Raw genomic sequence first — 23,890 nt, 5'->3', positions numbered from 1 at the left:
GAATAGTGATTAATGGCAGTGAATGTTAAGGAAGGTTAAGCTATGTTGTGTTTTGTTGACAGGCGGGTTCCGTTAAATCATATTGAATGCATTGATGGTAAGCATGTTCACTGTTGGTGGCAGGTTTTACGGTTGTATGCGCCTTCTTTTCTTAACAAAGAATAACATGTAATTCTATGCATCACATGCATCCCCAAATGCGGTGATCTTTGATCACATGATGATGTGATCGAATCATCGTTTTTTCAACAAAAACGACGGCTTTACCATTCATCACAAAATTTTAACGCTTTTAACAGTAGATGTGTCGGCCGATGCTTGTTAAAATCGAGTAAATTGTAATGTAATCGATTCAAAATTCATCAGTTGTGAATTACCTGGCGCATGCATACCTTTCTTTCAACATTCCTCCCATCCTGGTGGGGAACATGATCAGTGATTTTGTAAAGGGTAAAAAGCAATTCGATTTTGCGCCGGATGTTCAGCAAGGGATCCGGCTGCACCGGGCTATTGACCAGTTTACCGACGAGCATCCGGCTACTGCGAGGGCTAAAGAGGTCTTCAGGCCCCATTACCGGTTGTACAGTGGCGCTTTTGTCGATGTAGTCTATGATCATTTTCTTGCGCGGGATGTAAACCAATTCTCTAACGACAGACTGTTTGATTTTTCGCAAACAGTCTATAGTACCCTCGAACAATATGCTGGCATATTTCCCCGGGACTTTCAGTTGATGTTTCCATACATGAAAAAACACAATTGGCTCTACCATTACGGCGAGCCGGAAAGCATTGGCCGTAGTTTTGAAGGGCTGGTTCGGCGGTCTGCGTATTTAACCGAAAGTAAGATTGCCTTCGGTTTGTTTGAACGGCATTATGATGAGTTTCAAGTGTGTTATGATGCTTTTTTTCCGGAGGTGAAATCCTTTGTACGGCTGCAGCTGGAAACCTTTGATAACAAATAATAGTTTAATCCGTTTTTAATTGACCGGAAACAGGGGTATTGGTCTTCGGGGTTCCGCTGTAATCTGTTATTTTTGTCGCTTAAAGTATGATGGATATGAAGCATGTGAAGGTTCTCTCCGTTCTGTTGTTGTTGTGTTGTGCCGCGATGGCCCAGTATAAGGTGCCGGCTATTGATAAGTCGCCGATGGATATGATCTATTACCCGATCAACTATCCGGTACTCAAGATCCAGAACAAGGTATCGGAACCTTTGATGGCGAGAATCATTTATAGCAGGCCGCTGAAAAACGGCCGCTCGGTATTTGGAGAGCTGGTGGAATATGGTCATATCTGGCGCTTGGGGGCCAACGAGGCTACAGAAATAGAGCTTTACAAGGATGTGAAGTGCGGAACGGAAACCAGGCTGAAAAAGGGACGGTATACGATGTATGCCATTCCGTACCAGGACAAGTGGACGATCATCTTCAACCGTGAAACAGACAGCTGGGGCGCTTTTCAGTATGATCCCAAAAAAGACGCGCTTCGTGTAGATGTACCGGCACAGAAGCTTCCCGAGGCGGCCGAGGCTTTTACCATGCAATTCGAAAAGGATAGTACGGGCATCAACCTGGCTATCGTATGGGATAATGTGAAAGCGGTTGTTCCTTTTAATTTCCAGAACAATTAGATCCTTTGAATCTTACTATGCGCAGATCCAGTTTCATCAACGGCTTACTTATCCTGGCAGGTTTTTCGGGTATTTTGGGCGGATGCGATCAGAAGCCGCCTCCGGGCAAAAATCAGGTGACGATCAATCCTGTCATTGGCACTCCAACCGACAAGCAGGTTCCTCTGGGCGTCGATAAATCGCCGATGGATATGTCTTATTTCCCGGTTGATTATCCAAAACTGAAGATGTCGAAAGACAACCAGCCGCCATTGATTGCCCGGGTGATCTACAGTCGCCCGCAGAAAAGTGGCAGGGCGATATTTGGCGATGTGCTCAAGTATGGCAGTGTATGGCGACTGGGAGCGAATGAGGCTACAGAGATCGAATTCTTCAAGGATGTCGTCATAGATCAGCAAAAGGTAGAGAAGGGCAGGTATGTGCTCTATTGCATTCCCTATGAAGATAAATGGACGCTGGTGCTCAATAATGACCTCTTCACCTGGGGTTTGAAGATCGATTCTACCAAGGACGCTTATAAATTCAACATTCCCATCAACAGAACCAACTATCCCTTTGAGGTATTTACCATGGAGTTTGAAAAGCAGGGCGAAGGCGCCGAACTGGTCATGGAGTGGGATAGTGTGCGTGCAAAGCTTCCGTTTACCTATTAGTGTTGTATCTTAGGCCATTATGTGTGGCATTAGCGGTATTATAACCTCCCGTGCGGAATTGGTTTCCGAACAACGTGTAATGCGTATGACCGAGGTGCTTGCGCACCGTGGTCCGGATGGCGAACGGTATTGGATATCGCCGGGCGGCCATGCCGGATTCGGGCACCGCCGTTTATCGGTCATTGACCTGAGCGACCAGGGGGCACAGCCAATGCACTATCTTAACCGCTATACCATCGTATTCAACGGGGAAATTTACAACTACCCCGAGATCAAAAACAAGCTTCAACAAAGCGGTTCTACCTTCCAATCACAATCAGATACAGAAGTGATCCTGGCGGCCTATGCTACCTGGGGCACTGACTGCCTGGAGCAGTTCGACGGCATGTTTGCGTTTGCCATTTGGGATGAAGTGGAGCAAAAGTTGTTTGCGGCACGTGACCGTTTTGGCGAAAAACCTTTCTATTATTTTACCGGCGATCAGCAGTTTGTGTTTGCCAGCGAAATGAAGGGGTTATGGGCCGCTGGCGTTGAGCGGCAGATGGATGAAGCTATGCTGTTCAACTACCTCACCCTAGGGTATATCCAGGACCCTGGCGATCGCGGGGCCACGTTCTATAAAGGCATCCGTAAATTGCCTGCGCGGTGTTACCTCATATATGATCGTCGGGCAGATCAACTTTCTGAACATAGTTATTGGGACATCGACTTACCTACCGAAAGTCGTGTAACGGACGAGGCGGAGGCTATTCGGCAATTTCGTGGGCTACTGTCACTTTCTGTGGAGCGACGATTGCGCAGTGACGTTCCGTTAGGTACTTCCCTGAGTGGAGGGCTCGACAGTGCTTCTGTGATCGCCTGTATCAGAAACAGGGTTGGACCCGACAGGCTGCATACTTTTTCGGCTATCTTTCCCGGCTTTACCCGCGACGAGTCGGCTGCTATTGGTGGAATTGCCGGGCATCTGGGTGTACTGAACCATTCGGTAAGCCCGGATGCTGCTATGTTTGCTGATGATTTTGAGCGGGTTTGTTATCACCAGGAGGAGCCGTTTCAATCGGCCAGTGTGGTGGCGCAATACGGGGTCTTCCGGTTGGCAAAAGAACACGGTGTAACCGTATTGCTGGATGGCCAGGGGGCCGATGAGCTGATAGGCGGTTACAGTAAATATTTTCCCTGGTATTGGCGCGAACTGTACCGGGGTAACAGGCAGCTGCTGCGGCATGAGCTACAGGCTACGCAACCGGCCGTGGCGGCGCAGTGGGGGTGGAAGCAGCAGCTGGCCGGGCAGTTGCCTCATTTTGCCGATATATGGCTGATCCGCCAGCGAGGCAGGCAGCAGCGACACCTGCCAGACCTTGCAGCCTCTTTTGTTGAATCTTTTGGCCAGTCGCATTATGCGCTACCACTCGAGCACTCCTTGAATGGTGTGCTTTACTACAATACTTTCCTCAACGGACTGGAAGAATTGCTACAATATGCCGACCGTAATAGTATGGCCCATGGACGCGAAGTAAGGTTGCCTTTCCTGTTTCATGAGCTGGCGGTGTTTTTGTTTTCCCTGCCTGCAGGGTATAAAATACGAGACGGCTATTTGAAATGGATCCTTCGGAAAGCGATGGAAGATCAGCTGCCTGCCGACAGGGTATGGAGCAAAACTAAGATCGGCTTTGAGCCGCCGCAGGCTGCCTGGATGGGCAATTTGAAGGTTATGGAACTTATCCAGGAGGGCCGCCGCGTTTTGGTGAATAAGGGTGTTCTCAAACGGGGCGTACTGGATAAAAAAATTCAGCCGCAGGATTCCCATGCGGCTGAAAACTTTGATTGGAGGTATCTGGTGGCCGGTTCCTTACTACGATAGACTATTTCATGACTGGGAGCCGACCTGGTCCTGATCAACCTTTCCTGTATTTTTCAAACACCTGCGTATTGCCTGATTCGTCTACCTTCAGTGTGAACCAATGTTTACCATCTTCCATTTTCACGTAGTAGGTAACATCGTTTCCGGTAGTGAGTTCAGTTACGCCGAAGAGATTCTTTTTTGGGTTTTCCTTTTTCAGTTTATTGAAGATGTTCAAAGGAAGCAGCTGCGGAGAATAGTAACGGATCGAGCTCAGCATATTGCCTTCTTTATCATAGTTTACTTTGGAACGGATGCCAGCGCTTAAAAAGCTAACTGTGTAATAATTGTCGGATTCGTCCCACCTTACTTCTTCTGCCTGTGTAAATGTTTCGCGGAAGGATTTCAGTACTTTTTCGTTGGGATCGTACGCATAAGCGGCAGCTCCTATAAATGCTGCGCAAATGATCATTAATACTTTTTTCATGGCTATAATTTTTATTGGGTGAACTGTGTAACTGTGAATTACAACCCAAATGTAATGGCACCAGGTACAGACGGCAAGCCAATTGGTAGGGGCGGGAGGTTCATGATAAGAAATACGAAGATTTTCGCAGATGAGTCGGTGATATAAGGCTATTGGTAGTGGGTGAAATGCAGGCCTGTAGAGGGTTTCAGAAATGTTACAGCTTATTTTTTGTTTCAGGTTAAGCTTCTGTTAAACTGGAAATCCGGAATTACGGGTGGTATAACAGGAGAAGATTTTGTTGCCTTGAAAGGTTATTCTGTGGTGTTGGTGCGTGTTAGGGATTATTCTGCATCTTTGTATCCGTAATTTTACCAATATTAAGATTTTATGAAGCCAGCTACCAAGTTTATCCATGCCGGTGCACATCCGGACCCTTCTACCGGTGCGATCATGACGCCTATCTTCCAAACTTCTACCTATGTACAGGAAGCGCCTGGTAAGAACAAAGGGTTTGAGTATGCCCGCTCGCAAAACCCCACCCGTAAGGCTCTCGAAGAAGCATTGGCCGTGATAGAAAATGGTAAGTTTGGCCTTGCTTTCAGCAGCGGCGTTGCTGCTACCGATGCTGTTTTGAAATTGCTGGCTCCCGGCGATGAAGTGGTTACCGGCAACGACCTGTACGGAGGCACTTACCGGTTGTTTACCAAAGTGTTTGAAAAGTTCGGTATCCGGTTCCGTTATGTAGACATGACCGATGTCAAAGCCATTGAAGCCGCAGTGACCGATAAAACCAAGCTTATCTGGACGGAAACGCCAACCAACCCGCTGATGAACATTACGGACATTGAGGCGGTAACAGCGATTGGCAAAAAACATAAGGCGTTGGTGTGTGTCGATAATACGTTCGCTTCGCCCTACCTGCAAAATCCGTTGGATTTTGGTGCCGACATTGTTATGCACTCCTCCACAAAGTATCTTGGGGGCCATAGCGATGTTATTCAGGGTGCGTTGGTGATGAATGACCCGGCGTTGCGTGAGCAGCTTTACTTTATCCAGAAAAGCTGTGGAGCAGTTCCCGGCCCAATGGACTGTTTCCTGGTATTGCGTGGCATCAAAACATTACACGTAAGGATGCAACGTCATTGCGAGAATGGAGAGAAGGTTGCACAGTTCCTTCGGCAACACCCGCGGGTAGGTAAAGTTTACTGGTGTGGTTTTGAAGACCATCCTGGTTATGCTATTGCCAAAAAGCAAATGCGTGGTTTTGGTGGTATGATGAGTTTTACTTTGAAAGATGATAGTGTGGAGACTGCTATGAAAGTGCTTACTTCTACAAAGATCTTCTCCCTGGCCGAGAGCCTTGGAGGCGTAGAATCGCTGATCAATCACCCTGCTTCGATGACACATGCTTCCATTCCGCGGGAAGAGCGGATCAAGAATGGTTTGAGCGATTCCCTGATCAGGTTGAGTGTGGGCATAGAGGACATGGAAGACCTGGTGCTGGACCTGGAGCAGGCGATCGGGCGCTAAAACTTATGCTATGATACCTTTTCATGACCTGATGCTGTTTGCATTGGCGGCCCTGGTTTTGGTGATCAGTCCGGGCCCCAACATGATCTATCTTATTTCGCGCTCCATCACCCAAGGCCGGAAAGCCGGGTTGATCTCCCTTGCCGGGGTTGTTTGCGGCTTCCTGTTCCATATTATTCTCGTGTCGTTTGGATTAACAGCGATCCTGTTTGCGATCCCCTTTGCGTACACGGTGTTAAAGACGATGGGTGTTGTTTACCTGTTGTACCTGGCCTGGCAGGCTGTTAAACCTGGCAGCAAGGGATTATTTGAAATGCGACAGGATCTGCCACCTGATCAACCTGCAAAGCTGTTTCGCATGGGCTTTCTCACCAATGTCCTGAATCCCAAGGTGGCGGTCTTTTACCTGTCGTTCTTTCCCCAGTTCATTAAACCGGCCTATGGCAGTGTGCTCACCCAAAGCCTGCAATTGGGTGTTACCCAGATGCTCATCAGTTTTACGGTAAATTTCGTGATCGTGTTGTCGGCAGCCCGGGTGGCTGTTTGGTTTGGCCGGAAACCGCATTGGGTACGTATGCAAAAGTGGTTCATGGCGAGTGTGCTGACGGCATTAGCGGCGAAAATGGCGTTGGATAAGGGCAAATGATAATCAACGCACGATTTCGGATATTTGCGCTATGAGTGGTAAACCCAATGACCTGTCGGTATTCTTCAATAAGAAGGCAGACGAATACAATCAGCCGGATTTTATCAAAGCCGACCCGATCTGCATTCCCCACCTGTTTACGACAAAGCAGGATATCGAGATCGCCGGTTTGTTTGCCGCCCTGTTTGCCTGGGGTAACCGGACTACGATCATTAAGAAGGCAAGAGAGCTGATGCAGCTGATGGACAATGCCCCGCACGACTTCGTTTTGCATCACACCGAACAGGATCTACGCCGTCTCGAGTCATTTAAGCACAGGACCTTCAACGCCACCGACCTGTTATATTTTGTAAGCTTTCTGCATTTTCACTATTCCCAGGAGGATAGTCTGGAAACTGCTTTTTCCAAATGGATGTCACCGGATGATCTTACGGTTGAGCAGGCCCTGATCGGGTTCTATCACTACTTTTTCTCCCTCGAACATGTTCCTCCCCGTACCCGTAAGCATATTGCATCTCCCGAAAAGAACTCTTCCTGTAAGCGGCTCAACATGTACCTCAGGTGGATGGTACGAAACGACGAAAGGGGAGTTGATTTTGGCATTTGGCGCAGGATCTCTCCCGCTCAGTTAGTATGTCCGATAGATTTGCATGTAGCCCGTGTAGCCAAGCGGTTCAGACTGTTGGAGCGGGAACCGGTTGATTGGTTGGCAGCGCTTGAGCTGACCAGCTATTTGCGAAAGCTGGATAAGACCGACCCGGCGAGGTATGATTTTGCGTTGTTTGGGCTGGGTGTCATGGAGAAATTCTAAAACCTATATAACATGCATCATTTTTCTAAGCTGGCTGGCGCCGGCCTTCTGGCGTTATTGTTTATTTCGATAACTGCCGGCGCGCAGGACAATTCTATCGTAAAGGAAAAATTTCACTGGGGCAGCAATTCCCAGGATACGGCTGCCGGCTATGCCCAGGCCGTAAAGATCGACAACGTGATCTATATATCAGGTACCGTTGCCCGGCAGGTGACACCCGAAGGCATAAAACAATTGTACGCAGGTTTGGAGAAAACCTTACAGCACTTTGGGGCTACTTTTCAAAACGTTGTCAAAGAGAATCTGTACACTACCGATATCGAAGCGATGAAACAGCATAATGCGGCCCGTAAACAATTCTACAAAGGAGATTATCCCGCTGCTACCTGGGTACAGATCAGCCGGCTGTTTATGCACGAAGCAAGGCTGGAGGTTGAGCTGGTCGCTTATCTTCCGAAAAAGTAACGACGTTGAAATGGTTTCTGGTATAAAAAAGGGCCAGCCGGAAGGCTGGCCCCTGGGTACATGAGAAATCTATCTGTTAAAACATAAACAAACTGTTTCTGCCACCTACTTTTTGAGGCGCCGGTGCTCCAAAGTTGCGGATGTTGTAGGTGAAGGTGAGGAGGAAGTACCTGCGCAGGATAGTGGTTTGATTATCCTGAATATAGTTTTCGCGGGTAGTGCGGCTCACGCTGATGTTTTGATTAAGGAGGTCGTAGACCGATAATTTAAGTTGTCCTTTTTCTTCTTTGAGGAACAGGTAGTTGATGCCACCGTTCCAGCGGAGATTGCTTTTACGCACGCCTGGCGCTGTTTGCGGGTTGTAAGTATAGTCGATCGAGCTCTCCCAAACGAAATGCTTTGGCAAGCGGACCACCACTTCCGAAGAAGAGTAGTGCGTTACCACTTCGAGGTCAGGAAATACCGGATTGTCGTAGGTGCTCCTGTTCCAGTTGATCGAATAGCGTTGATTGAATTCGAGTTTGTCTTTGAAGTTGAATGCCCAACTGCCACTGGGCTGAATGCGCCAGTTCTTCACCTCACTGCGGCTGTCATTTACAATTACAGGATTACGACTATAGTCGCCCCATAACGAGGCGCTCAGGGTGAGCTTCCAGTCGCTTCTTAGTTTGAATTGCCTGTTGGCACTCAGGTTGCCCGACATGCGCCAAACGCCATTGGTATTGATGGGGCGGGTGGTTTGCACGCCTTTTTCATCTACCCTGCGTTCACGGATCACGGCATCATCGCTGATGTTACCGTTGAAATAGACATTGTAGGATGTAAAGGTCTTGGGATCGTATTTGTTGTAATACAACGAGAGATTGTGTGCTTTTGTGGGCACCAGCGAAGGATTACCCAATTGCTGGTACAGTGTATTGGTGTTGTCTACAACGGGTTGCAGATCGGTGGCCTGCGGCTCGCGGATATTGACGTTGTAGCTAAAGCTCCATTCTTTGAAATTGACATTGAGGGCCGGCAGCAGGTAATTGAATTGCTGGTCGATAGCCGGGTTCTTCGTGAAGTTATTGTCTATATCCAGCGTTTTATAAGATACGCCCGGCAGGATGCTCCATTTCTTTATTTTCCAGTTGAGTTGCGTAGTTATGGTGGTGCGTGTACCGCTGCGATCTACTTCATTGGAAAGAGCAGGATTGATCACATTGTAATCTTCGCTTGCTGCATTCTTGTTAAATGTGTTGAGGCCATCCTTGTCTTTAAAGTACTCTGCGCTGCCCGAGAACTTAAGTCCGAGTTTCTTTGTGAGGGGCTCGTTGTAGTTGAACGATACCGAAGCCCGCAGGTTGCTGGCTTCGCGGTCGCGCAATTGATTAAGGGATCGTTTATTGCCTGCCTGGTAAAAGGTATCGATGATATCATTGTACTGATCGTCGGTCCGGTTGCCGATCGCCAGATCCTGACCTATATACAAGGACCTTTCCTTTTTCTTAAAAGCCCTGTTGAAGTTGATGCTGTGTGAGTAGCCTATTTCATTACCATCGATGCGCTGCCTGTTGTTGCTTTCATTGAGCAGTGCACTGAAGTTATTGCCTGCCCAGGATTCGAGCAGCCTGCTGGATTGGTTTTTACGGATGTTAACCTGTGGAGTGAACCTGATGGTGGTGAGCGAGTCTAATTTCCACCGGAGGGTTCCTCCAATCCTGTGCGTGTATTCGTCAGACGCCTGACGGGTGGTGTTACGGGTAGTAAGTGTTGTGTCTTTGATGAACTGTTGTGTGTTGGAAAGCTGGTCGAGTTGGGTATTGTTTTGGCCATAAAAGTATTGGAGGTTGAGGGATACCTTCTTGCCCAATTCGTTGTTGATATTAATGCCGCCGCCAGTAGTTTTGGTGATGCCCTGGCCCATACCTCCGAAGCTGACTCCGTTTAGCGCAAAACCTCCATCGGAATTTATCGATATACTATTCACGCCATTTCGTTGAAAACCACCCATCGACATGATATCTTTAAAACCGAAGCCCGCCTTGTTGAGGTTGTTGGTAAATCCCAGGACACTTACCTGCAGGGTATCGCGGAACATGTTTACGATGCCACCGGCCTCATAGCGATCATCGGTTCCTGCGCCGGCATAGGCTTTACCAAACCATCCTTTTTTGATAGCTTTCTTCAACTTAAGGTTGATCACCTGTCCGAGCTGGCTTTTGTTCACATCCGGGTCCTGGTCGAGTTGGTCTTTGTCATCGCTCACCTGTACTTTGTCGATAACATTGGCTGGCAGGTTGCGGGTGGCCACTTTGGGATCGCCGCCAAAGAATTCCTTACCGTCCACCAAAATCCGGTTTACCGGTCTGCCGTTTACTTTGAGGTTGCCTTCTGCGTCCACGTCTACGCCCGGCAGTTTCTTTAGCAGGTCTTCGACCAATGCGGTAGGCAAAGTTTTGAAAGCAGAGGCATTGAATTCTATGGTATCCTTTTTCACGGTTACCGGCGGTCGCTCCGCTGTAACCAGTACTTCATCGAGCGATTGTCCATTGGGGATCATTTTGATTGTACCGAGATCTATTGACGGGTTCGCATCGGTTAATTCAAATTCTCTCCGCTCAACCCGGTAGCCCGAGAACGATATCACTACCCGACAGGGAATATTGCCGGGCAGCCCAGGTACCCGAAATGCGCCCTGCGGATCGCTAAGGCGGTATGTAATGATCGAAGTGTCTTTAGCTTTAAATACGGTGATCGTGGCCAGCGACAATGATTGTTTGCCTGATGAATCGACCAGTTTTCCTTTGACGGTCCATTTATCCTGTGCCATACTCATGAGGCTAAGAACAGTTAACAGGGAAGAGAGTACAAGATATCTCATATGTTGCTTTACGAAGTTTCCGTAATATTACGAACCATTCGTAAATCATTCAAAACTAATTTATAGTAATATGTTTCCTTTTGTTTAAATGGCTCTTTTTACTGACGAGGTGGTCTCAGCGAAACTGTTTGAGGGTGTAGATGAAACTGACCAGAAAATACTGCTGCAGCACCTGTACCTGTGTGTCTTCGATATAAGTGGGTGTGGTTGAGCGGTAGATATTGGTACTTTGCTTCAGCAGATCGTAGACCGAGAATCGCAACAAGCCCTGCCGGTCTTTGAATAACTGATAGTTGGCCGCAATATTCCACATGGTAACGGCCTTCGGAAAACCCGGTGCTGTGCGACTATTGTAATGGTATTGAACATTGTTTTCAAAGATCAACCGTTTGGGCCAGTTGAGGAATGCGTTGGCTGTAATCGATTTGGTCATGTTTTCGGCCGATTGGGATTGCGAATACTTAGTGTCGTTGTAGCGGATCATGAAGACTGGCATCAGGGTCAGCAATTCCTTAAAGGTATAGGTAAGGCCAATCCGTTGCGTAAAATGGTAGAGACGGGTAATATTCAAAGCTTTGTTTGTAAAGGAAACATTTCTGTTAAAGAAGCCGTTACTGCCGGCAATAATCCTGAACGACCAGTCCTTTTTCTTCCAGCTGCGGCTAAAATGCAGATTATAGGATAGGCTGTAATTGCCATTGCTGTTGATAGGCCGGGTATATTGCACACTATCGAACCAGGTTTCATACACGATCTGATTGCTTGCTGTGTTAAAGCCTACGCCTGCATTCCAGTAAGTACTGCTATTGTATTGTTGAAAGTTCAATCCCATGTTGTGGAAAAAAGAGGGCTTAAGGTTGGGGTTGCCGAGTGTTATATATAGCGTATTGGTATTGTCGGGCACCGGTTGTAATTGCTCGATGGAGGGTTGCTGGCTTGAGCCACTGTAGGAGAAATTGATATTTCCTGTTTTGCTGTAGCGGTAGTTGAAGTTGGCATTGGGAAGCATATTGGAATATCGCTGGAGTCGTGCGGGCTTTGATATTTCAGGCTGGTTGCTCTGCTGGAGCCACTGCAGGTTTGCTCCAAGATAGGCCGTTAGTTTATCGGATCGATACCCCATCCGGATATTGGGTGTATGCGCTATGAAGCGGGTGCTTGTTGCGTTGCTATACAAACTGTCGGGCAGGTCATAAGCATTCGTTTGTGGGTTGAACAGGTAAGTGACCCTGTTGGAGGCAGCATGGCTTTCCATATAGTTATAGCCAAGGATAAGGTCCAGCTTTCGTGAGACTGGCTCATTCCAGGTGGTAGACAAAGACATTTGTTTGCTTTTGGCATTTCCAGGAGCCTGTTGATCGACCGTGTCTTCGATATTGGCGCCATTGGCTCCATAATAAACGGTCATTCCTTTGTTGGTATCAAAAAGCCTTCTTGCTCCATGATTATAATTGACAGCCACAGTAACACTTCTCCCCTTATTGTTTAGCCGCCGTCCCACAAATGCGTCGAGTGATACCTGACGATCGTTGAAACTATTGGTGAAAGCATTGTCTGCACTATTGATCTTCTCTCCTGTGATGCTGGTTGATGCTGCCTCATTGCCGGTTGAAACCATTGATTGTCCGGTGTTGTACGCTGAGTTGATAAAGAGGTCGGTGAGGCTATCGGGCTTGTATTCAAGGTTGATGTTGACGCGGTGATTTCGATTTTCTGTATTGGAATTGGTGATAGAGCGATAAAAAAAGGTGCTATCGGCCAGTATGTTCTGGCGCCTTGCATTAGTTAGGTTCTTTATCTCATTGTTGTTGAAAAAATAGCTTCCGGTGATGCGCAGTTTTTTGCTGATGTCCTGGCTGAAGTTGAGGCCGGCTGCTTTGGTTTTTGTCAGGCCGCTCCCCCCTCCATTGAAGCTGCTTACCGGTTTGCTCATGGAGAAATCGCCGCCAGAAAAGCTCATCCGATTGGTATTATTGGCGTAACCGATAAAGCTCAGTTGCATCGGACCTTTGTAATAGTTTAAACTGGCACCTGCCTCGTACCGTTCATTGGATCCATAGCCGGAACTTGCGCGGCCAAATAATCCCCGTTTTTTATCTTTTTTAAGGGTGAGGTTGATCGCTTTATCTTCATTGCCGGTCGTTGTTTTATTGAATTGGGCTTCTCTTGTTCTGTAATCAACGATCTGGATTTTGTCGATAATATCGCGTGGCAGGTTCTTCGAGGTAATTTTAAAATCGCTTCCAAAAAAGTCCTTACCATCAACGGTTATCTTTGTTACTTTTTTACCGTTTACCGTTATGTTGCCTTCCGCATCCACCTCAACACCCGGCAATTGTTTCAACAGGTCTTCCACCACCCCGTTTATGGGTGTTTTGAAAGATCCGGCATTGAACTCAAGGGTATCCTTTTTTACCATGACGGGTGGGCGCTGCGCCGAAACGATCACTTCTTCCATGGCGGCGTACGACTTTCGGAGCTGCACAGTATTGATGATTAGTTCTTTGGTTTCGGGGGCAATGACAAAGTCCTGGGCGTAGCTGTGAAGTCCGCTGTAGGAGACGAGGACACGGCAGGGGCGGGCCTGCGGTATTGTCTTTAATAGAAATTCACCTTTCTTATTAGTAATGGCGTAAGATACGAGCGAGGAATCGGCGATGAGGAAAACACTAACGGTGGCGGCTTCTACAGGTTGGCGGCTGGCTGAATCAATAACTGTACCTTTAAGGCTGGCATAATGGTCGCGTTGAGCCTGTGCCTGGAAGATAAGGATCAAGGTAAACACAATAAGGCCTGCAATAGAACGCATTTTCTATCGGATAAGATTGATTCCATTGCAATTGGGACCTTACTTAAATTTACTCAATTTGGCAGAAGCAGACAACATATTCCTGGTCAAACAACAGCTATCGCCCGAATTTAATATTCAGGAGGACGGGCCCTGGGAGGAATGGATGAATCAATTGGCCGTCCGCATTAATGCGATGATCCTATCTGATTTTACCGGACTGGTGAACCTGTTATACCGTCTCGATGTGAGCGAGCCCCGGATCAGGGCCGCCCTGAGTGACCAGGCAGGTTCCGATGCAGGCTCCCTGATTGCCGCTTTGATGGTAGAGCGTCAGCTGGAAAAGATCAGGACCCGCGAGCTATACCGGTCGGCAAAGGACATTCCCGATGACGAAAAATGGTGAATAATTGCTAAGTTCGCCGAATGAACTTGATTGAGGTTAACAGCCCCCGTACAGCCCGCCAATTCATTGATCTGCCAAAGAAGCTTTATAAAGACGATCCCCTATGGATCAGTCCGCTTGATAATGAAGTGGAGGCTATTTTTGATCCTTTACGGAATGTTTATTTTGAGCATGGAGTATGCAACCGTTGGTTATTGCAAGATGACCAGGGGCAGATCATCGGGCGTGTCGCTGCCTTCGTCAATTATGAAAAGGCTTACAAGCACCCCCAGGCAACCGGTGGGGTGGGTTTCTTCGAATGCATCAATGATACCAAGGCTGCGTTCCTATTGCTGGATACCGCCAAAGCCTGGCTGCAATCGAACGGCATGGAAGCAATGGAAGGGCCTATCAATTTTGGGGAGAATGACAAATTCTGGGGATTACTGATAGACGGCTTCAAGCCACCCAGCCTGGGAATGAACTACAACCCGCCTTATTATCAGACCTTTTTTGAATCATACGGATTTGAGAAAGAGTATGACCAATTGACCAATTACCTCGATATAACGGTACCCTTCACTGAGCGCTTTACCAAAATTGCCGACTGGGTGATGAAGAAGCCCGGGTACTCATTCCGATACTTCGATAAGAACAACTTTACCAAATATGCGGAAGACTTCCGGGAGATCTATAATGATGCCTGGAGCACATTCGACAATTTTACCCCTATCGAAATGGGCGTTATTAAGGAATCATTCCGGCAAATGAAGGCGATCATGGATGAGCGCATTATCTGGTTTGCTTACTACAACGACGAGCCCATTGCTTGTGTTCTTTGCTTGCCCGATATTAACCAGGTGCTGAAACATGTAAACGGAAAGCTTAATCTTTGGGGTAAGCTTAAGTTCCTATGGTACAAGAAAACAATGACGATCGACCGTTTACGCATCATCATTATGGGGTGTAAGAAAAAGTATCAAAATCATGGTATTGAATCTGCTCTGATACGATCTCTTCAACTGGAGGTGGTGCCCCGAAACACCGTGAAGGGCGTTGAGCTGGCATGGGTGGGCGATTTCAATGACAAGATGCTTGCTATTCATGCTGCTACCGGCGCCAAACTGGATAAATTACATCGCACTTACCTGAAGGTTTTTTAGGGTTTCCTCCGACTTGCAGTTACATGGTCTCTTCAAATATGTCTTCCGCTTCTCCATTTCGCTTGAGGAGCAGAAAATGCTTCTTTAGCGATGAGCCCAAAGGAAATGACCTGTAGGGTAGATCATAGCGTGCCGCATATTGCTTCAACAGGCTGGTTACTTCAGGATAATATACATGGTTTACGTTCGGGAACAGGTGGTGCACCACGTGAAAGTTGAAGCAGCCCATGCAGGACCGGGTGAACCAATTATCCGATTGCACATCATTGGTAGTCTTCAACATATGCATCATCCAGTTGTAAGGAAGCTGGTTGTTGTGGTCGGGTTCAGGAAATTCCGAGCTGGTATTAGCATGGGGACTCAGTAATACGATCAGCGAGAAAATGCTGGCGGTAAACATCATTAGCAGAAAGCCGGTCAGGGTCCTGCCCCAGCCAACATTCAATAATAAGAGGGGCAATACAATCAGGTAGAAAAGAAAGAGGCCTTTGAATAAGAATAATTTGAGGTATTCCTTTCGTGGGATGGTGGTTAGTTTACAGATGGTCCTGTTCTTGTCAAAAAAATCCCGGAAATCCCGTATCAGCAGCCAGTTTAACAAATAGAGGGGGTAGAGCAATGGAAGGTAAATATGTTGAAACCTGTGTACCCGGAGACTTTCATCTGAAGGAAAAATGCGGGCCAGTTTGCTTTGTTCGATGTCGGTATCCCATCCGCTTACGTTGGGGTAGTTATGATGAAACCTGACGTGTCGCATTCGCCAGGTGTAACTGTTGGCGCCCATCAGATCGAAGAGATACACATACCACTCGTTGAGTTGCTTGCTCCGGAATACTGTACCGTGTACGGCGTCGTGAATTATGTTCAGGAATATAACGACCAGCAATACGCCGAGGCCAATATAACCGGCGTAAAGTACCACGGGATTATTCCCCCAGAGCAGGATGGAGGTGTAGACAAGTATATACAAAATGGGGAACAATAATGCCTTGAGCATTATACCGGGCTTTCGTTTTGGCTCCAGTTGAGCTACAAGTGTACCTACTTCCTGGCGCAACTGGTGAAAGATCGCTTCATGGCCACTCTTCGTGTATTGAGGCCTAGATACCTTTTCCATGATGTTACACTTTTAAATCAAATCCAATCTTACAAATTGAGTGGGCTGGGGTTAAAAGTGCTGACCGGGCAGGTATACGGCAGGTGTCAATGCAAAACTACAACGGGTTGATATTGTTCAATGATTTACGGTAAAAAATTTGGCCTGTCTTTGCGAAACAAGGCAGTTATGGGGGCGTTTGCTTTTTGGCAAGGAGTTGATCTACGCGAACCAGTTGATATCCCGAACCCGTGAGGTGTTCAATTAATTCATTCAGGCGATTGTACAGTTTGTCGATCCTTTGCGGCGCGGTACCTATATGCATAAGCAGGATAAAGCCGTTGAGACCGTTGGAAGAGGATTGGTCATAGGAATAGATAGATTGGAGGATCTGGTCGCTGCTGCGGTAGTTTTTAAGGTCCGGAGTGGTGTAGTCGGCATGGCTAACGGTTCCGGGTGTGTAGTTAATGAGTTGAAAACCTTGTTGTTTTGTCCAGGATACGATGCTGTCATTGTACCATTCGTAGGGCGGCAGGAAGTAATGGGCGTCGGCCGCCCCGACACCAAATGCCTGCATGACTTCATAATTGCGTCTGAGGTCGTCTGCAAATTGTTCATAGCTGACGAGCAAACTATCCCTTCGTTTCCAATCGCAATATAATAAGTGTTGATCGCTATGGGCTCCAAGGTAGTGGCCATTTGCTTTTAACTGTTTAATGGTTGATTCATGGGCGGCGTTGCGATAGAACCGCCCCGTGAGAAAGAAGGAGGCCTTAATGCCTTTTTTCTCCAAGGTGCTCATGATGGCGGGTCCGCCGTCTCCGAACTCGTCGCCGGTAAATACCAGGGCTATTTGTTTACTATTGGTATCTCCCCGGGTTATAGGCTTGTTTGTAGGAATCCGGGCAGCGCTGATACCGATGCTGGACCCTTTATCGGGAGCGGAGTAACTTGTCGGCTTTACTTTTTTTTTTCAGGTTTACCTGTTTGCGGGGGCTGGGTAGGCCTGTGTTGTTCCTTGGCAGCGAATAAATAGACCAGGGAAGCAGTGCCATCCATAGTGGGCTCATTGGTGCTATAGTCACCGTAGTCGTCATGGTAAACCACCAGGTCGCTTTGGAATGCCGCATATTCGTCGGGTTCGTTGAGCGTAATGCCGATCAGGTTCTTGTAAATGTTTCCATATACGGGGCCGTCCACGAGGCCGCCGTCGATGGGGTATTGCCTAAGGTGTGTAAATGCCGAATGTGGGTCAGATGGTGTGTCGCCGGTTGCCGGCAATCCGTAAACCATGCTGGTGCCCCAGGGGTTGCAGCCTAATAACCAATCGAAATTGGCCTGTTCAAGCTGGAGGTATTGATCGTCGCCGGTGAGGTTCCTGTACCAATAGCATTGAATGGCAAAGGAGGTGGTGAGGTTGTTACTGCACCAGATAAAGGGAATGCCACGCAGGAAGGCGTTTTTGCCCGCCTTCTGCCATACCTTTTCAATACCCTGTTTATAATAGCCGATCAACTCTTTTTTCTGCCTGCCTTCCGATTGTTTGGCCAATTCGAAATGACCCAGGTTGATAAACGGGTACCATTGATAATGCCGGGCAGTATCGCCCCCCAGCCAGGGAGTTAATTTTTCTACGCGGGCATATTGCAGGGCCGTCTTCAGCAATGCCTCGTCGGGCTGGCTGGTTTTAGCTTGTTGCATTTGATGGAGGCTGGCTGTGGCAAGTTCCATATCGTCGGTCCAGTTATCCTCTTCATAGAAATAAGGGGAGCGTCCCGGAGCGGTTTGACAAACACCGGGTTTTTGTACGCCTAGTTTGTGGGCCGATAGGGCTCTTTGATACAGGAGATCTTTGTAGGCCTGGTCTTCGTTTGTTATGGTTTGATAGCCAAGGGCAAAAGCGCTGGCAAATTTGCCTGCCGTTGATGCTACGCCGGTTGCCCTGTTTTTATACTTCAGCAGGCCTTGTGGTTGCCCGGTAGCAAAATATACGGGGCGCTCGTAGCCCTTTCCGTAAAAGCTGTCTTCTTTGGGTATGCGCATGCCCGCATGGTCGCGGTCGTCGCCGAGTTGGTTGAACATCCAGTCCTCGCGCGGGTGCATCTTCAGTAGCCAATCGAGGCCCCACTTGGCTTCATCCAGCACATCTGCGCGGTTGTTTTTGCCGGCCAGTCCATTAGCTTGATGAGTATCTCCAAATACCTCCGGGAAGTCTCGCCAGGCGGCAAGCAAGTGCCAGGTTGCATTGGCTGAGGTGGCAACATATTGTAAATAGTCAGAGGCATCGTGCCAGCCACCGGATGCATCGATATGTGTGCTATCGGGCATGGGGCCATACATGGTATAGCCGTCATGGGTATGGCAGGAGTCTTTCAGGAAGGGGTTAAATCCGCTCCGTTGCTGGCGCATATACCGCAAGCAAAAATCGGCAGCCCCTTTGTATACATCTTCGCCAATGACAAACTCAGGAGAAATGGCGTCGCCTGCTTTTATGATGTAGCGACCTGGCCGCTTTAGCCGTGAGAAATTCAATCTATAGGTTTGGGCAAAGGGGCCGTAGGCGCCATAGGCCGGGCCCGTATTACCTTTCATAACCGTAGCGCCCGTCGAGACCTCGATTACATAAAAGGAGGTGATGATCTGATCCTGCTTACCGCACCAGATAGCTGTTTTGGAGTTTTCGGGCAAATAACCCAATAAATTGATTCGTATCCATGATCTGGCATCGCTTGCGGGCGATGTAAAGGAGAGCAAGGCAATGCAGGCTATTGCAGTCAGTGCAACGCGTTTATTTGAATAGAACTTCTTCATCATGGCGTAGCTCATTTATTGGTCCTCGTAATTCAATTGAAACTTCTTCAGGTTGGGCTTGTATTTTCTCGGACGGTCGAGTTCGTACTGGTATAATATCTGTCCGGTTTCTTTAAACCAGGGATAGCCTACCTCTTCATATTCGTATTTATTATCATTAAGGATGCCATCGCTATTTGTATAGATCACTCCACTCAGCATAAACTCAACCTGGTTTTTGAAGTCGACGATATAACTCACATCGGTGAGAAATCCGTACGACCAGCCGGTTTTGTTGAACGCCCTGATATTGGCAGGGATCCTGCCCCTGCCCGCTTTGAAGAAAAAGAACTTTGTATAGCTTTCAAAAAACTCCGTGGTGTCGTAACGGGGATGTTTGCTTTCGTATGGCAGTTCGGACATATACCTGTACAGGAATTGGTAATCTTCGGGCGTTAGGTTAAATCGTTGTTCGGGCTTCACCGTCTCGGGGAACAACACCGACTGCGCGATCTGTTGAAGATCTTCAAGCGGCATATTGTTATGAGTAGTAAAATCCATCGGTGCCTTGATAAGGCTATCGTTGCGGTTTAGATGCCCCTGCCCTATGAGCAGCTGCTTGCTAAAGTTGAATGGAACGGAGTTGTAGGCTTCGGCCTGCTCATACAGCAACCGGCCGTCCTCCATAAATCGTATGGCGTTCGTGTGCCGGTTCTGCTCCTCATTCATCGATACGAAACGCCTGGTGATGCGGCTGTCTTTGTAGCCCTTTTGCCATAATTTTTCATTGAGTGTTTGCTGGCCAACGAATTCGTACAGGCGATTGTAGGCATCATTGTCGCTCACGAGAAAGATCTTGCGGATGTATTGAGCTACCGATGGAAATCCGCTGACAGCGGAAGTGTCGCTCCAAACTTTGCTTTGTTTATCGAAGCTGCTGTCGATAAACATGGTGGTATACTTGTTTACGCCGGCCTTGCTCATTTCATTCAGCTTTTCCAGGGCACAGAAAGCAGTCGGCATTTTTACCATAGAGGCAGGATTGAAATACCGGTCCTTATCGACATGGAGAAAAAAATGTTTGAGTTGGGGGCGGTTATTTTTATCGCGGTCGATGCGGGTATAGATGAGTTGATATTGAAAGCTATCGGGTTTATTTAAAACATTGAGCAAGGCCGGAGAAGCCTTTTGCCGAAGAAGCTGTTCAAGCCAGGGATCGGTTTTTTGCTGGCCGGTCGCGAAAATAATTGCCAGTAGGAAGGTGCAGGTTGCAAAAACGCGTTTCATGTGCAAAAGATACGAAACGATCGTCTTTTATAGTGATTTTAACATCAATGGAAGCGGGTGTGCCGGTTATCTGCCGCCTTTGATCTATTTTTGTTATCTTTATAACATGTCAGGCGCATTGAAACATATATCGGCTCAATTCTGCAAGCAGCAATTGCTTGAAGCACAAACGCTTTGTGCGAGCCTGCGCTTTAATTTCGGTAAGAAGTCGAATTATTTTCCCACCTGTAAGGACTTTCATAATTAGTCCCCGGCCTTTTCTGCTACCCAGGCTGGGGTTAGGTACTTCCTAAGATTATTTATTGGCGGTGATCAGTTTACACCTGTATCACATCATTCATTGGTAATGCTGGCATGTCTGTTACCGGCCCGGGTTAGTAGCCGGTGCATTCCACAAAACAAACCATCATAATAGGTGGTGTTTGGTGTATGCTATACATGCCGGGGTTACGCTGACTTAAACACTACCAGTTATGGCGAAGAAAAATAAGTCGGGCGAAGGCGATAGCCTGTACCTCGTACTGCTGATGATACTGAATGGTGTCATTATTAAATATGGATTTGTATCCAGCGCTCAATACTATTGGCTTTTATTGATCACGCTTCCCTTGTTGATGGGCGTGATCAGCAAGCTTCCCAAAAGAAGGGATCGCGCTCCGTCAGTGCGAACCCGTGTACCGCGCTCAACGCGTTATTCGATTGAACCGGAATTGGATGAACAATGGCGTGGACAGCGCCATAGATCGGCCTACGTGCGCTATCGCATTTTTATGAAAGGCAGGTAAGCCAACAGGTTTACCTGAATTGTGAACGACAAAAAAGAAATACATGCAAACGACAAATACTCAGCTGGTGCTCCGGCTGGATGACTATAAATTGTTGACCTCCTATTTAAACAATTGGTATGGCAACACCCAGGTTGAGCGGAAAAGCGCGCTGGATCTGCAAGCTGAATTGAAACGAGCGAGGCTGGTTGATAAGGATGAATTTCCTTCCGATACAGTGCGCCTGAACTCCAGGGTCAAGATCAAAGCCGATGGGAGAGAGGAGGTGATGGAGCTAATGCTCGTAATGCCGGATAAAGCCGATATGAAAGAACGGAAAATATCTGTGGTGGCGCCGGTAGGCGCCGCATTGATCGGTTTCCGGAAGGGACACCGGGTTAGTTGGCAGGTGCCTGCGGGTAAGCGAACTTTCACCATTTTAGAAGTAATAAACGAATAGTTCTATGATGACCCCCAAACGGGGTGGCGCCAGCTGCCCCGTCTTTTTTTGTCTGTTTCCGTTCAATTTATCTCTGTTTGCGACTCTTGGATCGCAAAAACAGGAAGTCAGTTTGTGGGCGCTCGTGAAAGTACCGGGAAATGATTATTTTGGAGGTCTATTTAACCCCACGTAATCATGAACCCGTTTTTAAGGGCTATTTTGTTGATCAGCCTGTTACCCGTAACCCGAACCCTGGCGCAATCCAGGAAACCACATGTAGAGAAGGAGCCAATTTGGGTTGCCATACACACTCCCGTATATTCCAATACACAACTTGATGAGGATGCTGAAGGCGGCTATGTAAACCTCCTGTTCGATAAACAAGTATCCGTAGCGCGCCAAACCACCTACATTAAACGTGCCTACCGCATCATATCCGAGTCGGGCGTCCAGAATGCCTCCGAGATCAATATTGATTTCGATCCATCCTATAGCGCCTTAGCCTTTCACACCATCCGGATCATCCGAAAAGGCGAATTGATCAACAAATTGCAGATCGATCGTATCAAAACTATCCAACAGGAAACCGAACTCAACCGCTACCTCTACAATGGTAGTCTGTCGGCAGTCCTTTTTTTGGAGGATGTGCGAAAAGGCGACATAGTCGAGTACAGCTATTCCATCCAGGGTTTCAATCCGGTATTCCAGGGTAGGTATGCCGACATGTTTGCTACCGCCTTCAGCATTCCCATGTATCAGCTTAATTACCGGGTAATAATGCCGAAAGGACGGGAGCTGAACATCAGGAACAGTTTGTCTGATGTTCAGTACGCCAAAACTGAGGTTGGCAGCGAAACCATTTACGAATGGAAGCAGGAGAAATTGGCTGCGCTGCGTCTGGAAGATTACCTGCCTGTATGGTATGATCCATATGCCATGGTGATCGTTAGCGAATACAAAGAATGGCGGGAGGTGAGTGACTGGGCAAAGAGACTGTTCCCTTTTGATAAACAGGCAACCCCTGCTTTACGGAAGAAAATGGAAGAGATCAGGCTTACCGATACTTCTATGGAGCGGCGAATATTGGCTGCCCTGCGTTTTGTACAGGATGATGTGCGATACCTCGGCATAGAAATGGGTGAACGCTCGCATAAACCCCATCATCCAGATAAAGTAATGGCGCAGCGTTTTGGCGATTGCAAAGACAAAAGCTACTTGTTGTGTACCATGTTAAGAGATTTGGGTGTGGAAGCCTTTCCTGTATTGATCAACGCCTCTTACCGAAGGTCGATCAAAGACTGGTTGCCTTCACCGAAGGCCTTTGACCATGCAACGGTATGTATGCGGTTTAATGGCCAGACTTATTGGTTTGATCCTACAATAGCTTATCAAAGAGGGAAATTGAAAGATATTACCTATCCCGACTATCAATTTGGCCTGGTGATCTCCGACAGTACAAACGGGCTAACGGCAATCCCACCTCAAAACAATAAAGGGCTGGTAGATATCAAAGAAGAGTTTTCGATACCAGATATGTCGGGCGGCGCACGCCTGGTGGTTCGCACAACTTATTCCGGTTCTTTTGCCGACGATGTAAGGGAGGATTTTAACAGCAACAGCCTGTTTGAGATGCGTAAAACATTTCAGACTTTTTATACCGGGTTCTTTGAAAAGGCAACGATCGATAGCCTTACCTATACCGATAATGACCAAACAGGCAAATTTACCACCTGGGAATACTATACGATCAAAGATTTCTGGCAGAAAGAAGATGGCCAAAAGAGGGTGTATTTTTCTCCCTTTGTGATCAGCGGCGTACTTAAACAACCAAAGGATAAAGAAAGGAAAATGCCCTTTTACGTGGCTTTTCCTGCGAGGTATCATGAGGAAGTGATTGTTAACCTGCCCGAAGATTGGAACTTTTCTGAAATGATGGAGGATATGAAATGTGCCGCCTTTACCATGCGTGCCCAGGCAGTTTATGGTGGCCGAAAACTGAAGTTGAAATATGAGTACGAAAGCCTTAAAGACCACGTACTTCCTTCGGAGGCAAAATCATTCTTTGCGGAATATGCTACATATGAAGACAATTCAAGTTATAGCGTGAGTAAGCTGGATGACTCAGTTACGGGAAATAGCCCGAAGGAAAAGTCCAAAGGCGGAGGCAATACCGGATACATCATCATCGCTGTGCTGTTGATCAGCGGTTCTATATTATGGTGGACACAAAGGCGGTGATCCTACCGATCGACGCCTTTGTGTTTGAGT

Annotated in this window: 21 protein-coding genes; 14 read left to right on the top strand and 7 right to left on the bottom strand. The window is 47.6% G+C overall.

Annotated features, from left to right (window positions below; genetic code table 11):
* The first annotated feature begins 368 nt into the window (after nt 1-368).
* The 4 genes from P2H89_RS20285 to asnB all read left to right on the top strand — a co-directional run bounded on the left by P2H89_RS20285 (nt 369) and on the right by asnB (nt 4,144).
* Nucleotides 369-962, top strand: coding sequence for an ACP phosphodiesterase (locus P2H89_RS20285; RefSeq protein ID WP_275830254.1), 594 nt, complete (start codon nt 369-371; stop codon nt 960-962).
* A gap of 95 nt (nt 963-1,057) precedes the next feature.
* Nucleotides 1,058-1,630: a DUF2911 domain-containing protein gene (locus P2H89_RS20280; protein WP_275830252.1), complete on the top strand. Its 573-nt coding sequence runs from the start codon at nt 1,058-1,060 to the stop codon at nt 1,628-1,630.
* Nucleotides 1,631-1,647: 17 nt separating this feature from the next.
* Complete coding sequence (locus tag P2H89_RS20275) at nt 1,648-2,283, top strand: DUF2911 domain-containing protein (protein ID WP_275830250.1); 636 nt, start codon at nt 1,648-1,650, stop codon at nt 2,281-2,283.
* 19 nt (nt 2,284-2,302) lie between these two features.
* Entirely contained in the window at nt 2,303-4,144 is a 1,842-nt protein-coding gene (asnB, locus tag P2H89_RS20270) for an asparagine synthase (glutamine-hydrolyzing) (RefSeq protein WP_275830248.1), read from the top strand.
* A gap of 34 nt (nt 4,145-4,178) precedes the next feature.
* Here the strand turns inward: asnB and P2H89_RS20265 are convergent, their stop codons facing one another.
* Complete coding sequence (locus tag P2H89_RS20265) at nt 4,179-4,610, bottom strand: hypothetical protein (RefSeq protein WP_275830246.1); 432 nt, start codon at nt 4,608-4,610, stop codon at nt 4,179-4,181.
* 369 nt (nt 4,611-4,979) lie between these two features.
* Here P2H89_RS20265 and P2H89_RS20260 point away from each other — a divergent pair, with 369 nt between their 5' ends.
* The 4 genes from P2H89_RS20260 to P2H89_RS20245 are packed head-to-tail and all read left to right on the top strand — an operon-like array spanning nt 4,980 to nt 8,044.
* Entirely contained in the window at nt 4,980-6,122 is a 1,143-nt protein-coding gene (locus tag P2H89_RS20260; protein ID WP_275830244.1) for a cystathionine gamma-synthase, read from the top strand.
* Nucleotides 6,123-6,132: 10 nt separating this feature from the next.
* Entirely contained in the window at nt 6,133-6,768 is a 636-nt protein-coding gene (locus P2H89_RS20255; RefSeq protein WP_275830242.1) for a LysE family translocator, read from the top strand.
* A 31-nt stretch (nt 6,769-6,799) separates the two neighbouring features.
* Nucleotides 6,800-7,579, top strand: coding sequence for a TIGR02757 family protein (locus P2H89_RS20250; protein ID WP_275830240.1), 780 nt, complete (start codon nt 6,800-6,802; stop codon nt 7,577-7,579).
* Between the two features lie 12 nt (nt 7,580-7,591).
* Nucleotides 7,592-8,044, top strand: coding sequence for a RidA family protein (locus tag P2H89_RS20245; protein ID WP_275830238.1), 453 nt, complete (start codon nt 7,592-7,594; stop codon nt 8,042-8,044).
* A 76-nt stretch (nt 8,045-8,120) separates the two neighbouring features.
* On the opposite strand, the gene P2H89_RS20240 is transcribed toward P2H89_RS20245, so the two are convergent.
* A complete protein-coding gene (locus P2H89_RS20240; RefSeq protein WP_275830236.1) occupies nt 8,121-10,907 on the bottom strand; it encodes an outer membrane beta-barrel protein in 2,787 nt (928 codons plus the stop codon).
* 115 nt (nt 10,908-11,022) lie between these two features.
* Complete coding sequence (locus tag P2H89_RS20235; RefSeq protein ID WP_275830234.1) at nt 11,023-13,716, bottom strand: outer membrane beta-barrel protein; 2,694 nt, start codon at nt 13,714-13,716, stop codon at nt 11,023-11,025.
* A gap of 58 nt (nt 13,717-13,774) precedes the next feature.
* Between P2H89_RS20235 and P2H89_RS20230 the strand changes: the two genes are divergently transcribed.
* Nucleotides 13,775-14,101 (top strand): hypothetical protein, encoded by a 327-nt coding sequence (locus P2H89_RS20230; protein ID WP_275830232.1) that lies wholly within the window; start codon nt 13,775-13,777, stop codon nt 14,099-14,101.
* Between the two features lie 20 nt (nt 14,102-14,121).
* Entirely contained in the window at nt 14,122-15,243 is a 1,122-nt protein-coding gene (locus P2H89_RS20225; RefSeq protein WP_275830231.1) for a GNAT family N-acetyltransferase, read from the top strand.
* 19 nt (nt 15,244-15,262) lie between these two features.
* Here the strand turns inward: P2H89_RS20225 and P2H89_RS20220 are convergent, their stop codons facing one another.
* The 4 genes from P2H89_RS20220 to P2H89_RS20205 all read right to left on the bottom strand — a co-directional run bounded on the left by P2H89_RS20220 (nt 15,263) and on the right by P2H89_RS20205 (nt 20,416).
* Nucleotides 15,263-16,360: a fatty acid desaturase gene (locus P2H89_RS20220; protein WP_275830229.1), complete on the bottom strand. Its 1,098-nt coding sequence runs from the start codon at nt 16,358-16,360 to the stop codon at nt 15,263-15,265.
* Between the two features lie 166 nt (nt 16,361-16,526).
* Nucleotides 16,527-17,222 (bottom strand): polysaccharide deacetylase family protein, encoded by a 696-nt coding sequence (locus tag P2H89_RS20215; protein WP_275831083.1) that lies wholly within the window; start codon nt 17,220-17,222, stop codon nt 16,527-16,529.
* Nucleotides 17,223-17,299: 77 nt separating this feature from the next.
* A complete protein-coding gene (locus P2H89_RS20210) occupies nt 17,300-19,153 on the bottom strand; it encodes a glycoside hydrolase family 9 protein (RefSeq protein ID WP_275830227.1) in 1,854 nt (617 codons plus the stop codon).
* Nucleotides 19,154-19,165: 12 nt separating this feature from the next.
* Nucleotides 19,166-20,416 (bottom strand): serine hydrolase, encoded by a 1,251-nt coding sequence (locus P2H89_RS20205; RefSeq protein ID WP_275830225.1) that lies wholly within the window; start codon nt 20,414-20,416, stop codon nt 19,166-19,168.
* Here P2H89_RS20205 and P2H89_RS20200 point away from each other — a divergent pair.
* The 4 genes from P2H89_RS20200 to P2H89_RS20185 all read left to right on the top strand — a co-directional run bounded on the left by P2H89_RS20200 (nt 20,415) and on the right by P2H89_RS20185 (nt 23,860).
* Entirely contained in the window at nt 20,415-20,663 is a 249-nt protein-coding gene (locus tag P2H89_RS20200; RefSeq protein WP_275830223.1) for a hypothetical protein, read from the top strand. The genes P2H89_RS20205 and P2H89_RS20200 overlap by 2 nt on opposite strands.
* Nucleotides 20,664-20,889: 226 nt before the next feature.
* Nucleotides 20,890-21,201 carry a hypothetical protein gene (locus P2H89_RS20195; RefSeq protein WP_275830221.1) on the top strand — a complete coding sequence of 104 codons (312 nt, stop codon included), beginning with the start codon at nt 20,890-20,892 and terminating at the stop codon, nt 21,199-21,201.
* Nucleotides 21,202-21,244: 43 nt separating this feature from the next.
* A complete protein-coding gene (locus P2H89_RS20190) occupies nt 21,245-21,640 on the top strand; it encodes a GreA/GreB family elongation factor (protein ID WP_275830219.1) in 396 nt (131 codons plus the stop codon).
* Nucleotides 21,641-21,817: 177 nt separating this feature from the next.
* A complete protein-coding gene (locus P2H89_RS20185; protein ID WP_275830217.1) occupies nt 21,818-23,860 on the top strand; it encodes a DUF3857 domain-containing protein in 2,043 nt (680 codons plus the stop codon).
* Nucleotides 23,861-23,890 lie beyond the last annotated feature (30 nt).

The organism is Paraflavitalea sp. CAU 1676, assembly GCF_029223285.1.
In the GTDB taxonomy this organism is placed as follows: Bacteria; Bacteroidota; Bacteroidia; order Chitinophagales; family Chitinophagaceae; genus Paraflavitalea.
This window is presented reverse-complemented; position numbering and strand designations above follow the sequence as displayed.